We start from the raw sequence: 13,375 nt of genomic DNA on the forward strand, positions 1-13,375 counted from the left end.
AACTTGTAGACCGGTATACGTCGTGACGATGCATACCGGTCGTTTTCTTTGGAAAAGAGGGAGCGCAAAATGTGACACACCCCATTTTATTTAATCTAATCTTATTCTATTTTTTTCTTCTTCAAATTCGGTAAAAAGAATGTGACCAATCCTAGTAACGGCATATAAGCACAGATATTATATACATATTCAATGCTCGTTTTATCCGCTAAATTACCGAGTACGGCAGATGCTACACCGGCCACTCCGAAAGCAAATCCAAAGAACAAGCCGGATATCAATCCAAGTTTGGTAGGAAGCAACTCTTGGGCATAAAGCAATATGGCAGGAAAAGCGGAAGAAAGCATCAATCCCACACAGAAGCTAAGGATAATAGTCCACAGCAGATTGGCATGGGGCATTAGTAAGCTAAATGGGGCAGCTCCTAAAATAGAAGCCCAAATCACATACTTCCGACCAATTCGGTCACCGACAGGTCCACCAATTAATGTTCCGATAGCAGTAGCTACCAGAAAGATAAATAAATATAGTTGCGAATCTTGTACGCTTACATTAAATTTATGAATCAAGTAGAAAGTATAATAACTCGTGAGACTTGCCATATAGATATATTTGGAGAAAATCAGAATCAGCAATATCGCGATTGAAAGGGCTGTCTTATCCATAGGCAAAGGAAGATGAACAGGTTTTCTGACACTGACGGTCTGTGCTTTCATCCGGTTTAGATATGATTTATACCATTTGCAAATTGGGTACATCACTCCGATAGCAGCTAAAGCCACAAATGCAAATACGATGAGATGTTGTCTGCCATAAGGAGCCACCAACAGAGCAACCAGTAAAGGACCTAATGAACCTCCGAAGTTACCACCTACCTGAAAGAGCGATTGTGCTAGTCCACGTTTCCCGCCGGAGGCAAGGAATGTGATACGGGAGGCTTCCGGATGTAGTACGGAAGAGCCAATTCCGATTAAGAATACGGAGGCTAATATCCAGTATAGATTATCAGAGAATGCTAAGTTTATCAAACCAATCAGTGTAAAGCTCATTCCGATAGGCAACGACCATGCAACGGGATATTTATCAAAAATGATTCCGGTAATCGGTTGAAAGACCGAAGCCGAAAGCTGATAAACCAGTGTGATAAGGCCGATTTGCGCAAAACTTAATCCTAAATCATCTTTGAATAGCGGATAAGCTGCTGAAACAACGGACTGTAAAAGATCATTGAGACAGTGTGAAAGACTTAATGCGATTAAGATGGAAAATGTAATTTTTCCTACGGGTTGTTCCTGATTTTGTACCATGATACCTATTGCTTTAGAAGTGTTCCTGAAAAATTGGCTGCAAAGGTACGCAAACTTTCCCGTTTCTCTAAGACTAAGGATTCTAAATTGTCGTTAATTCAATTTTGACTAACTGAACTATTCTCCGTACCTGCTGTTGTTAAATAAAAAAGGAGGATTATATGGGCTTTATTTGGTATATCATTATTGGTATTGTGGCTGGATTCCTCGCAGGTAAAGTAATGCGCGGCGGAGGCTTTGGTCTTATTATAAATTTATTACTTGGTATTCTTGGAGGTGTACTGGGCGGTTGGGTATTTGCCCTTTTCGGACTGTCAGCTTCAGGATTGATCGGAAGTTTGATAACTTCCACTGTAGGGGCTATCCTTGTATTATGGATTGCTTCCTTATTCTCGAAATCTAAATAGATATTTATATAATTTATTTTTAATCCTAAAAACAGAACTTAATTATGGAATGTAGACATGGAAATTTCTGGATTGGACTCGGAATTGGGTCAATCCTCGGCGCAGTAGCTTATCGTCTTTCACGTACAGCAAAAGCAAAACAGTTGGAAAGCGAAATTTATAATGCTATCCATCGTATAGGTCGCGATGCTGAAATAGCAGCTGCTCATGCTGAAAGAAAAGCAATGGATCTTGGACTTAAAGCAGTAGAAACCGGTGCGGAAATTGCTGATAAAGTAGCGGCAGAAGCCGACAAAGTGGCCGGAAAAGCAAAAGATAAGTGGGAAAAGTAAGAATCCCAAAACGGGTAATCGATTTAAATATAATTGGTTACCTGTTTTATTTTTGTATATTTAATCTTTTATCCCTAGCTTTATTTAGTCATCGTATCAATGTGTGTGCGAACACATTTAGGCTAATCTTCTTTATTATTCTCGTTTCCTTCAAGAATTGGGAGTTACTTTCTCTCTAACTTTTCATCTGAAAAGAGTCTTTTTCTCTATACCATCTTTACTTTTTCTTATGTTTAACAACATGTATGTTTTCTGTTTGTTGGAGTTAATTATTTGATTATTAGTTGTATATACTTGTTTTGATATGATGTGTGTGCGCACACACTATTGCTTAATTCAATAATTCATTTTACTTTTGCCGATGAAAAACAAGATACTTATCAATATATGGATAAAGAGTTTTCAAATATTCGGATTGTAGACATTGCCAAGATGGCAGGTGTCTCTGTTGGCACGGTAGACCGTGTAATCCATAATCGTGGAAGAGTATCTGAAGAAAACAGGAAAAAAGTACAGGCTATCCTGGAAATGGTACATTACCAACCAAATCTGATGGCACGTTCATTAGCTGCCTCCAAAAAACAATATCATATCCTTGCAATAACTCCTTCTTTTGTGCAAGGGGAGTATTGGGAAGCTATTTCGGAAGGGATAGATAAAGCTGCGGCGGAAATGGAATCATATAATATCACCATTACCAAACTCTTTTTCGATCAATATAATAATAAGACTTTTGATGATATCATCCGAAATCTGCTGAATGAGAAAGTGGATGGGGTATTGATTGCGACTTTGTTTACAGATTCTGTTATCCGGCTTTCGCAGGAGCTTGACAGGAATGAAATACCATACGTGTATGTTGACTCCAACATTGGAGGGCAGCATCAACTGGCTTATTTTGGAACGGAATCTTATGATGCCGGAGTGATTGCTGCCAGATTATTGATGGACAGGCTTCCTTCTTCTTCCGATATATTAATGGCACGGATTATTCATAGTGGGAAGAATGATTCTAACCAGGGAAAGAACAGGCGCGAAGGTTTCTGTCATTATCTCACTGAAATAGGGTTTAACGGAAATCTGCATGAAGTAGAACTGAAAATAAATGATTCAGTGTATAACTTCATGAAACTGGATGAAATCTTTGAAGCTAATCCGAATATTAAAGGCGCTATTATCTTTAATTCAACTTGCTATATTTTAGGAAATTACCTGAAAGCAAGAGGAATGCAGGCTGTCAAACTGGTTGGTTATGATCTTATCGGCAGAAATACGCAATTACTTTCCGAAGGTGTGATAACCGCATTGATTGCGCAGCGCCCCGAGCGTCAGGGGTACGATGGCGTTAAATCATTGTGTAATCATTTGCTGTTCAAGCAGAATAGTGAGAAAGTGAATTTGATGCCTATCGATATTCTCCTTAAAGAGAATTTGAAATATTATCTGAACAATAAATTATAAACATATAAATTTATAAGAACCATGAATGAATTATTTAACGTAAAAGGCAAAGTAGTTGTTATCACCGGCGGAGCTGGTATTTTAGGTAAAGGTATTGCTGCGTATCTCGCAAAGGAAGGCGCAAAAGTGGTTGTGCTCGACAGAAGTGAAGAAGCTGGAAAAGCATTGGTAGACAGTATCAAAGCAGAAGGAAATGAAGCAATGTTCCTTTACACTGATGTGATGGATAAGGAAGTGCTGGAAGGTAACAAAGTGGAAATAATGAAGGCTTATGGCCGTATTGATGTTTTGTTGAACGCTGCTGGAGGTAACATGGCAGGTGCAACTATCGCTCCGGACAAAACGTTCTTCGATTTACAGATTGACGCATTTAAGAAAGTGGTGGATTTGAACCTTTTCGGTACCGTATTGCCTACGATGGTATTTGCTGAAATTATGGTAGAACAGAAGAAAGGTTCTATTGTAAACTTCTGCTCTGAATCAGCTCTTCGTCCATTGACTCGTGTCGTTGGTTATGGTGCAGCTAAAGCAGCTATTGCTAACTTTACTAAATACATGGCTGGTGAACTGGCATTGAAATTCGGTAACGGTCTGCGTGTAAATGCGATCGCTCCGGGATTCTTCCTGACCGATCAGAACCGTGCGTTATTGACTAATCCGGATGGCTCTCTGACTGATCGTTCAAAAACAATTCTCGCTCATACTCCATTCAACCGTTTCGGTGAACCGGAAGATCTTTATGGAACCATCCATTATTTGATTAGCGATGCTTCCAACTTCGTAACAGGTACAGTAGCTGTAATCGATGGTGGATTTGATGCATTCTCAATTTAATAAATGGAGAATTGAGAATTAAAAATTGAGAATTGGCTGCGTAGCATCCGTATGCCGACTCTCAACTTTTAATTTTCAACTTTGATTTCTTAATTCTCAATTTTTAATTCTTAATTTAATAACAATATGTATTTATGTGAACAAACTTGGCGCTGGTATGGTCCTAACGACCCCGTTAGCTTGTGGGATATTAAGCAGGCAGGCGCTACCGGTATAGTAAATGCTCTTCATCACATTCCGAATGGTGAAGTGTGGACAGTAGAAGAGATCATGAAACGTAAACAAATGATTGAAGAAGTAGGTCTGACATGGTCTGTGGTAGAAAGTGTACCTGTACACGAACATATCAAGACACAGACTGGTGACTTCATGAAATACATTGAAAACTATAAGGAAAGTATCCGTAATCTGGCGAAGTGTGGCGTAATGGTAGTTACTTATAACTTTATGCCCGTACTGGACTGGACACGTACTGACCTTGCCTATACAATGCCTGATGGCTCTAAAGCTCTTCGTTTCGAAAAGGCGGCTTTTGTAGCCTTTGATCTTTTCATCCTGAAACGTCCGAACGCAGAAAAAGATTATACTCCTGAAGAAATAGCTAAAGCAAAAGCTCGTTTCGAACAAATGAGTGAAGATGATAAGAAACTGTTGGTTCGCAATATGATTGCCGGACTTCCAGGCTCGGAAGAAAGTTTCACTGTAGAACAATTCCAGCAGGCATTAGACCGTTATAATGATATTGACGCTGAAAAGCTCCGTTCCAACTTGATTTTCTTCTTAAAAGAAATTGCGCCTGTTGCCGATGAAGTAGGCGTGAAGCTGGTTATTCACCCGGATGATCCTCCTTACACTATTTTAGGTTTGCCACGCATTTTGAGTACGGAAGAAGATTTCAAAAAACTGATTGAAGCCGTGCCTAACGAATCCAATGGCCTTTGCTTGTGTACAGGTTCTTTCGGAGTGCGTGCCGACAATGACCTTGCAGGCATGATGGAACGTTTCGGTGATCGTGTAAACTTTGTTCACCTGCGTAGTACACAGCGTGACGAAGAAGGCAACTTCTATGAAGCTAACCACTTGGAAGGAAATGTAGATATGTACGGCGTAATGAAAGCTCTTATTCTTTTGCAACAACGTCGTAAATGCTCTATCGCTATGCGTCCCGACCACGGACATCAAATGATTGATGACTTGAAAAAGAAGACAAATCCGGGATATTCTTGTCTGGGACGTCTTCGCGGACTGGCAGAACTTCGCGGCTTGGAAATGGGTATCGCTAAGTCTATCCTTTAGTTGAAGTTTTAATTAGCACTTTATTATAAAAACACTATGACTATTATTGATCGTGATAATAGTTGTAGTGTTTTTTATTTATTCTTTTTCACTTGTTGAGGGATAAGTGAGGCGAATAAGTCTCCAACATGCGTATCTTTATCGGCTTTTTTTGCTTTCTTCGGTTTGGGAGGATCGGGGATAATAAGCAAAGCTATTTGTGCACAAGCTTCTGCGTCAGCAAGTGCGTGGTGGTGATTCTCTAAATTATATCCGCACCGTTCTGCTACCGTATGCAATTGATGATTGGGCAGATCTTTTCCGAAAACTTTTCTGGAAGTACGGCAGGTACAATAAAATTTGTAATTAGGATAAGTCATGTCATACAATTCGTGAACTGCCCGAAGACAACCTTCATCAAAAGGACTATTGTGTGCAACAAGTGGCAATCCATCTATCAACGGTTTGATTTCAGCCCATACATCAGGAAAATCTTCGGCTTCCATCGTATCGTCATAAGTTAATCCGTGGATAGCCGTTGTCCATTGCGTATAATAATTAGGAGCAGGACGAATGAGACGATAGATTTTATTCACGATCTTACCGTCTTTTACAATGACAACACCTACACTACAAACACTTGTACGTTTACCATTGGCTGTTTCAAAGTCGATGGCTGCAAAGTTCCTCATTTATTTCCTTGTTTTAGAGAAACAAAGATAATACAAAAAAGGGTCATGCAAAATATAGAAATAGGATTGATAACCAGGAAATTTATTGATTTTAATGAAAATGAATGTTTTTAATGGATGTTTTCAGTGAAATACCTTTCTTGTTGTGAAAATTATGCTATTTTTGCCAAACATAAACAAAAAAGCATGAACAAAACCTACTTCAAATATAAATACGTTTTAATATTCATTCTTTCATTGCTTGTTTTTATAGGTGGACTAAATTACAAACACTGGTATGTTACTGACAATTTGATGGTAAAGCGTATTTCCCTGATTTACTCCATATCTAAAGATGATATTGGCAACAGAAATATAGAAAAGTTGTTGTATCAGGAGTTTCAGAAACAAGGGATAGAGGTAATGTTTGATAAGTTTTATTTTGATTGTAGCAAATATGATGAGAAAGAGCGGATAGAACATGTAAGGGAATATCTTGAATTTCTAGAAAGTAAATCGACAGACCTTATTCTGACCGTTGGTGACCAGGCAACTAATTCTTTATTATCTACCCGTCACCGGTTATTATCTTCTATTCCTGTGGTAGCTTGTAATGTGCATTTTCCCAATGAAGAACTGATTGAAGAATACGATTCGCAGAAAGTTTATGTATTGCGTGATAGTCCCGATCTGAAACGTAATATCGACTTTATAAAAACATTGTATCCCCATAATGATATGGAGATTATTTATAATATAGATCTGACCTTTCTTGGACATAAATCTTTCGATAGCCTTTCCCGAGTGGTTGACAGGAAGAATGTGAGAGTTTTGGGCTATCAAAAAGCATTTGTGCAAGAGTGTGATTATAAGCATTTGACGGAGATGATTGAATATTTTAATCTGACCCCCGGTTTGATAAATGATAATGTTAACAAGAATGGTCTGACAATAAGTCTTTGCCCCTTTCGTTATATAAAAGGATCTTCTTTGTTAGTAATGTTGAAACAATCAAAGAGAAGACAACAAAATCAAGCGTTTTTACTGGATAAATTAGATATGCTGGCAATTCCGATAGTAACAGCTTTAAATATTCCTTCTTTTAGTTGTATTCGTGAAGGTTTCGGTGAAAATGCTAAGATTGTCGGCGGTTATATGGCTACAGAGGGTATTACGGCGAAGGCTTCCGCTAGCCTTGCTGCACGCTTATTAAAGAAAGAAAAAATAGGAATGCCTAAAATAAGAGATTTAGAAAAAGAGTATGTACTGGACTGGACATATTTTTCTGAATATGCGGGTGATATTAGTAATGTTCCGCAAAATGTCCGTATAATCAACTATCCGTTTTACGATTGTTATCGAAAAGAACTTTATTTGTTGGGTGGGTTGTTTGTTTTCTCTTTTATTTTGGTAACCATTAGTTTGTTACGTACACATCGCCGTTCGTTGATGGAGCGTAAGAATCTTCAAATGCTGGAAGAAGCGCATAAACGATTGACTCTTTCTATGAATGGCGGGAAAATTTCACTTTGGAATATTCAGGAAGGTGTTCTTGAATTTGATGATAATTATGTACGATTGGTTGGCATGGAACAACGGAGATTTACAAAAGAGGATATTATGAGATATACCCATCCTGATGATGTACAATTGCTTAGCTCATTCTACGAAACATTATATCAGTCTCCCAGTATGCAAATACAACGAATACGTTTTTGTTTTGGAGGGAAAGAGGCAGATTATCAATGGTATGAACTTCGATGCAGTACCTTGAAAGATGCCCAGGGGGAGATTATGTTGGCAGGCATTATGCAGAATATTCAAAACTTGGTAGAGCATGAACAACAGTTGATTCTAGCGAAACAGATAGCAGAAAAAGCAGAGCTGAAACAGTCGTTTCTAAATAATATGAGTCATGAAATCCGTACACCGCTCAATGCTATTGTAGGTTTCACAAATTTATTAATAGGTGAGGGGGCTGATGAAATAGAACCGGAAGAGAAAGCTGCTATGATTGAAATTGTCAATAATAATAATGAGTTGCTTTTGAAACTGGTGAATGACGTATTAGAAATATCTCGTTTAGATTCAGGCAACTTATCCTTTGATATAAAGGAACATAACATTACGAAAATAATAAAGGAGATTTATGTCACTTACCAAACATTGATTCAGCCTTCATTATGCTTTATCCTTGAACTTGATGAAACAGTTTCCTTACCCGTTAACATCGATTGCTTCCGTTTTACTCAAGTCATCTCTAATTTTCTGAATAATGCAAATAAATTTACCAAAGACGGAACTATTACTTTGGGGTGCAAAATATATAAAGAGCATCAGGAAGTTTGCGTTTACGTTAAAGATACTGGCAAAGGGATTGATGATAAAGAACTAATGATGATTTTTGATCGCTTTTACAAGACTGATGAATTTGAGCAGGGGAGTGGTTTGGGACTTTCCATTTGTAAAGTGATTATTGAACGACTGGCTGGACGTATAGAAGTGCATTCAGAAGTAGGAAAAGGAAGTTGTTTCTCCGTTATTTTGTCTTTGGCAAATATAATTTAGTACAATAAACAGAAGGTATTTAAAAGAAAAAAGCAAATAATGAAAGATAAGTTCAAACCCTGGCAGAGGTGGGTACTATTCGCTCTTGCAATGGCTGTTATTTTTGCATCGGGAGTAATTATTTCATTCCTGATGGAACACAGCGCAGAGGTTGTAAATGTAGACTATAAGAAAAAGATAAAAATAAACGGAATAGAAGCACGCAGCATTATTTTTGCTGAAAACTATCCACGTGAATATAAGACGTGGGTGGATACGACATCGACCGATTTGCACAGTAGATTAAATGGAAGAACTTCTATCGATGTTTTAGCGCAACGTCCTGAAATGGTCATATTATGGGCTGGATATGCTTTTTCTAAGGATTATTCAACACCGCGCGGGCATATGTACGCTTTACAGGATATTGTTCATTCACTTCGTACTGGTGCGCCTATGGGGGATGCTGACGGTCCTCAATTTGCAAGTTGCTGGGTGTGTAAAAGTTCTGATGTTCCCCGTATGATAGAAGCTATTGGGGTAGATTCCTTTTATAATAATAAGTGGGCTGCATGGGGAGCCGAAATTGTAAACCCTATAGGATGTGCCGATTGTCATGAACCTAAAAATATGGATTTGCATATCAGCCGTCCGTCGCTCACTGAAGCTTTTAGCCGTCAAGGTAGAGATATTACTCATGCTACTCCACAGGAAATGCGTTCATTGGTCTGTGCACAGTGTCATTCGGAGTATTATTTCAAGGGGAATATAAAATATCCTACTTTTCCTTGGGATAAGGGATTCACTGTTGAAGATTTGGAAAAGTATTATGATGAAATCGGATTTACTGATTATATTCATAAATTGAGTCGTGCCCCTATACTAAAGGCTCAACATCCTGATTATGAAATTTTCAAGATGGGCATACACGCCCAGCGTGGTGTGTCGTGCGCTGACTGTCATATGCCTTACAATGATGAAGGAGGGATAAAATATAGCGATCACCATATTCAGAATCCGTTAGCTGTGACTGAACGCACTTGTCAGACTTGTCATCGTGATAATAAAGAGACGCTCTGTAAAAATGTATACGAACGTCAGCAAAAGGCAAATGAGTTGCGTACACTTTTAGAAAAGGAGTTGGCAAAAGCACATATTGAAGCGAAGTTTACTTGGGATATAGGAGCTACAGAAAATGAAATGCAAGAAGCCTTGCTGTTAATTCGTCAGGCACAGTGGAGATGGGATTTCGGCGTATCTTCTCATGGCGGTTCTTTTCATGCCCCGCAGGAAACCATGCGTATTTTGGGGCATGGCTTAAATAAAGTATTCCAAGCTCGTATGCTTATCAGCAAAGTGCTTGTAGCGCATGGGTATACAGATAATGTACCGCTTCCGGATATTACAACGAAAGAAAAAGCACAGCAATATATCGGTTTGGATATGGCTGTTGAAAAGGCGGACAAAGATAAATTTCTCAAAGAAATTGTCCCTGAATGGCTTCAAAAGGCTAAGGCAAACGGGCGTATTGTGAATTAGAATTTATTTTCACTATATTTGTCCGCAAAACAAATCAATGTACACAGAATATCAGCCCTCCCATTTGCTTGCTCCCTATGTTGATAATTACTGGGAATTGAAAGGTACTCCGGAATATGGTATGCGTATCCATATCCTGCCGGATGGGTGTACTGATTTTATTTTTACGCTGGGAGAAGTAGCTGAAGCAGTGGAGAAGGAGAGCCTGATTATGCAGCCGTATCGTTCTTACTTTGTAGGGCCGATGACAAAATTCTCCGAATTGGTCACTTACGCCGAATCCATTCATATGTTTGGTATCCGCTTTCTGCCTTGCGGGTTGTCCTGCTTTACAAAGTTGCCTTTGCATGAATTTGTGAACAGCAGAATCAGTACAAGGGAGATGAGGGCTGTTTTTGATGATACTTTTGTTGAAAGACTATGCGAACAGGAGCATATAGAAGGAAGGATACAACTGGTGGAAGGATACCTGCTGGCGTATTTGGCCCGTCATTATCAATCTGCCGATTCCCATGTCGCCATGGCGGTAAATATGATTAACCAGTCCGGTGGCAAACGTTCTGTCCGCAGCCTGATGGACGAAGTTTGTTTGTGCCAGCGCCATTTCGAACGGAAGTTCAAGCATTACACCGGATACACTCCTAAAGAGTACAGTCGCATTATCAAATTCAAGAATGCTGTAGAATTGTTAAGGAATACCGCACCTTCCAATCTGTTGACTACGGCGATTAATGCGGGATATTACGATTTAGCGCATTTCTCGAAAGAAGTGAAATCATTGTCGGGCAGTACTCCTACGTCATTTCTTTCACTTACTGTGCCGGAAGATACGACGCTGACCTATATCGAACCTGGAAAGTAGGCTGGTAAAAGTCGATTTTTTACAATAGAAAAGAACTTCATGCCGTTATCTTTGCAATCGTAATATAAATCCAATAAGATTATGTCAACAAAAACAATGAAAGAGAAAGCAACCGAGTTGTTGCAGAGATGTGAAGTGGTAGTGCTTGCTTCTGTAAATAAAGAGGGGTATCCCCGTCCTGTGCCGATGAGTAAGATTGCAACAGAAGGAATTTCTACTATTTGGATGTCTACCGGATCGGACTCATTAAAGACTATTGATTTTCTGGCAAACCCGAAAGCCGGATTATGCTTTCAGGATAAGGGAGACAGTGTAGCATTGACGGGAACGGTGGAAGTGGTAACCGACGAGAAGATGAAACAAGAACTTTGGCAGGACTGGTTTATCGAACATTTTCCTGGAGGTCCTACCGATCCGGGCTATGTGCTGCTGAAATTTGAATCGAATCACGCAACTTATTGGATTGAAGGGATATTTATTCATAAGAAGCTGGACTAATCTCTTCATACAGTCCTATTCCCGTGCGATCTGGAAATAAGAAGAGAGAAACATTCTTTCCTTTCGAAGAAGAATGTCTCTCTCTTTTTGATGATAGTTGGATAGATAGTATATCTATTCTTCGTGTTTCATTTAGAATTCGAACTTCTCCAGTTTCATTTCAGCTAATTCCTGAATGATACCTACGTACTTGCTGAAATGAGAAGATTTCTCGTGAGCTGCCAATACTTCAGCATTCTGCCATGTTTCACAAATCATGAAAACGTCGTGACGGGTACTGCTTTCGAAAGTATCATAAGCAATGCATCCTTCTTCTTTCAAAGAGCAAGCAGTCAGTTCTTTAGCTGCCTCAATCGCTTTTTCGCGGTTTGTCTCGCTTACGCGGACGAAAACATTTAATCTAATCATAGTCTTTATTATTAAATGATTAAAAATAGCTTTATCACATCTTTGGTAATAAATCGCAGGCAAAGATACTATTTTTGTGCTTTTTCGGATACCTTGTTCTTTAAATTTCACCAAAACGTCATATAATCATAAAAAACGATTATATTTGCCCTTGAAATCAAAAAGTAACTATTTTGGGCGCAACTCTTAAATTTGTTCTGGCTTAATATTAGCCTCACGAACCACAGGCTAATTTCTTTGGTTTGAGTAATTCCACTCGAACCGGTTTTTCATTTTGTTATTTTTATTATTTACTGCATGGTTTCTTGAAACGTATGCGATATGAAAACGAATGGAAAATTTCGTAAGAAATAGTAAGCAGAACATAGAAAAAGAGATTGAAAGAATTGAGCGACAGCCGATTGCCCCACTAGATAAGATTAAGCAGATTATTGATGTCATACAGATGTCTCTTATTCTGTTGAAATCCGCCGTTGCCGAATACCAATTCCCGAATCCGAAAGAAGAAATTCTTTTCTTTAAGACCTGGAAACCACAGATTTCCGGGCTGTTGATGTTTTATGTCCGCTTGTATCAGATTGAAAAGAAGCGTATCGGCGAATCTCCGTCTTCCCAATGCAAATATCTGAAGTCGGAACTGGAGAACTTGAAAAAATACTTCCTGAATAATTCTTTCTATGATTATTACCGTACCGGCAGGACGGAACTCGACGAACAATATTTTGTCAGAGGAAACTATGATATTCTGGCAGACACCCGTTTCGGGTTGCTGGACAGGGATTCTTCTTTCACTACCCTGCATGATTCAAGTGTGGCTGAAATCATAGCCAACAATCGTTTAGCGGAATACCTGTCTGCTCAAATAGAGATATTATCAGAGGAACTTCATTTGAAATTCACTTCAATGGTAGAAAACCGGCTATTGCAGTGGACGGACAGCAAGGTCGCTTTGGTTGAGTTTATCTATGCCCTGTATGCGGGCAAATGCTTTAACAATGGAAATACCAGTTTAAAAGACATAGCCTTCTGCTGCGAGACTCTTTTCAATATTGAGATTGGAGACTTTTATCGCATATTCCTGGAAATCAGAAACCGGAAGAAGAGTCGGACGCAGTTTCTTGATAAGTTGAAAGATAAAATTATAAAGATGATGGATGAGCTGGACAAATAAATTTCATGTCGTCTTGTGACATCTTGTGAATTATACAAATGGCTAATATCCAACTTTGCGGTG

At 38.9% G+C, this 13,375-nt stretch carries 13 protein-coding genes; 10 read left to right on the top strand and 3 right to left on the bottom strand.

From position 1 onward, the window contains the following. Positions 1–101: 101 nt before the first annotated feature. Complete coding sequence (locus BSAG_RS18900; RefSeq protein ID WP_004313354.1) at positions 102–1,307, bottom strand: MFS transporter; 1,206 nt, start codon at positions 1,305–1,307, stop codon at positions 102–104. Positions 1,308–1,468: 161 nt separating this feature from the next. On the opposite strand from BSAG_RS18900, the gene BSAG_RS18895 reads away from it, so the two are divergent. The 5 genes from BSAG_RS18895 to uxuA all read left to right on the top strand — a co-directional run bounded on the left by BSAG_RS18895 (position 1,469) and on the right by uxuA (position 5,637). Next, positions 1,469–1,714, top strand: coding sequence for a GlsB/YeaQ/YmgE family stress response membrane protein (locus BSAG_RS18895; RefSeq protein ID WP_004313353.1), 246 nt, complete (start codon positions 1,469–1,471; stop codon positions 1,712–1,714). A gap of 44 nt (positions 1,715–1,758) precedes the next feature. Beyond that, entirely contained in the window at positions 1,759–2,046 is a 288-nt protein-coding gene (locus tag BSAG_RS18890) for a YtxH domain-containing protein (RefSeq protein ID WP_004313352.1), read from the top strand. Positions 2,047–2,433: 387 nt separating this feature from the next. Further along, entirely contained in the window at positions 2,434–3,507 is a 1,074-nt protein-coding gene (locus BSAG_RS18885) for a substrate-binding domain-containing protein (protein ID WP_008643545.1), read from the top strand. Between the two features lie 21 nt (positions 3,508–3,528). Further along, the gene (locus BSAG_RS18880; protein WP_004304110.1) at positions 3,529–4,341 is read left to right on the top strand and encodes an SDR family oxidoreductase; all 813 of its coding nucleotides are present in this window, start codon (positions 3,529–3,531) and stop codon (positions 4,339–4,341) included. Positions 4,342–4,467: 126 nt separating this feature from the next. Continuing rightward, a complete protein-coding gene (uxuA, locus tag BSAG_RS18875) occupies positions 4,468–5,637 on the top strand; it encodes a mannonate dehydratase (RefSeq protein ID WP_004313350.1) in 1,170 nt (389 codons plus the stop codon). A gap of 74 nt (positions 5,638–5,711) precedes the next feature. On the opposite strand, the gene BSAG_RS18870 is transcribed toward uxuA, so the two are convergent. Continuing rightward, positions 5,712–6,308: a 3'-5' exonuclease gene (locus tag BSAG_RS18870; protein WP_004313349.1), complete on the bottom strand. Its 597-nt coding sequence runs from the start codon at positions 6,306–6,308 to the stop codon at positions 5,712–5,714. Positions 6,309–6,425: 117 nt separating this feature from the next. On the opposite strand from BSAG_RS18870, the gene BSAG_RS18865 reads away from it, so the two are divergent. From BSAG_RS18865 to BSAG_RS18850, 4 genes are all read left to right on the top strand, one after another. Further along, positions 6,426–8,855, top strand: a complete 2,430-nt coding sequence (locus BSAG_RS18865) for a sensor histidine kinase (protein ID WP_004313348.1) — start codon at positions 6,426–6,428, stop codon at positions 8,853–8,855. A gap of 39 nt (positions 8,856–8,894) precedes the next feature. Beyond that, positions 8,895–10,373, top strand: coding sequence for an ammonia-forming cytochrome c nitrite reductase (gene nrfA / locus BSAG_RS18860; RefSeq protein ID WP_004313347.1), 1,479 nt, complete (start codon positions 8,895–8,897; stop codon positions 10,371–10,373). Between the two features lie 37 nt (positions 10,374–10,410). Continuing rightward, a complete protein-coding gene (locus BSAG_RS18855; protein ID WP_008019640.1) occupies positions 10,411–11,235 on the top strand; it encodes a helix-turn-helix transcriptional regulator in 825 nt (274 codons plus the stop codon). An 81-nt stretch (positions 11,236–11,316) separates the two neighbouring features. Continuing rightward, positions 11,317–11,733: a pyridoxamine 5'-phosphate oxidase family protein gene (locus BSAG_RS18850; RefSeq protein WP_008771219.1), complete on the top strand. Its 417-nt coding sequence runs from the start codon at positions 11,317–11,319 to the stop codon at positions 11,731–11,733. Positions 11,734–11,865: 132 nt separating this feature from the next. On the opposite strand, the gene BSAG_RS18845 is transcribed toward BSAG_RS18850, so the two are convergent. Continuing rightward, positions 11,866–12,141: a putative quinol monooxygenase gene (locus BSAG_RS18845; protein ID WP_004313343.1), complete on the bottom strand. Its 276-nt coding sequence runs from the start codon at positions 12,139–12,141 to the stop codon at positions 11,866–11,868. A gap of 331 nt (positions 12,142–12,472) precedes the next feature. Here BSAG_RS18845 and BSAG_RS18840 point away from each other — a divergent pair, with 331 nt between their 5' ends. Beyond that, complete coding sequence (locus tag BSAG_RS18840) at positions 12,473–13,312, top strand: RteC domain-containing protein (protein WP_004313342.1); 840 nt, start codon at positions 12,473–12,475, stop codon at positions 13,310–13,312. Positions 13,313–13,375 lie beyond the last annotated feature (63 nt).

Source organism: Bacteroides sp. D1 (assembly GCF_000157095.2).
GTDB lineage: Bacteria > Bacteroidota > Bacteroidia > Bacteroidales > Bacteroidaceae > Bacteroides > Bacteroides xylanisolvens.

Coding starts and splice junctions, on each gene's coding strand:
- BSAG_RS18840 (WP_004313342.1), top strand. CDS start 12,473: ATGGAAAATTTCGTAAGAAATAGTAAGCAGAACATAGAAAAAGAGATT.
- BSAG_RS18895 (WP_004313353.1), top strand. CDS start 1,469: ATGGGCTTTATTTGGTATATCATTATTGGTATTGTGGCTGGATTCCTC.
- BSAG_RS18885 (WP_008643545.1), top strand. CDS start 2,434: ATGGATAAAGAGTTTTCAAATATTCGGATTGTAGACATTGCCAAGATG.
- BSAG_RS18900 (WP_004313354.1), bottom strand. CDS start 1,307: ATGGTACAAAATCAGGAACAACCCGTAGGAAAAATTACATTTTCCATC.
- nrfA (WP_004313347.1), top strand. CDS start 8,895: ATGAAAGATAAGTTCAAACCCTGGCAGAGGTGGGTACTATTCGCTCTT.
- uxuA (WP_004313350.1), top strand. CDS start 4,468: ATGTATTTATGTGAACAAACTTGGCGCTGGTATGGTCCTAACGACCCC.
- BSAG_RS18880 (WP_004304110.1), top strand. CDS start 3,529: ATGAATGAATTATTTAACGTAAAAGGCAAAGTAGTTGTTATCACCGGC.
- BSAG_RS18855 (WP_008019640.1), top strand. CDS start 10,411: ATGTACACAGAATATCAGCCCTCCCATTTGCTTGCTCCCTATGTTGAT.
- BSAG_RS18845 (WP_004313343.1), bottom strand. CDS start 12,141: ATGATTAGATTAAATGTTTTCGTCCGCGTAAGCGAGACAAACCGCGAA.
- BSAG_RS18890 (WP_004313352.1), top strand. CDS start 1,759: ATGGAATGTAGACATGGAAATTTCTGGATTGGACTCGGAATTGGGTCA.
- BSAG_RS18850 (WP_008771219.1), top strand. CDS start 11,317: ATGTCAACAAAAACAATGAAAGAGAAAGCAACCGAGTTGTTGCAGAGA.
- BSAG_RS18865 (WP_004313348.1), top strand. CDS start 6,426: ATGTTTTCAGTGAAATACCTTTCTTGTTGTGAAAATTATGCTATTTTT.
- BSAG_RS18870 (WP_004313349.1), bottom strand. CDS start 6,308: ATGAGGAACTTTGCAGCCATCGACTTTGAAACAGCCAATGGTAAACGT.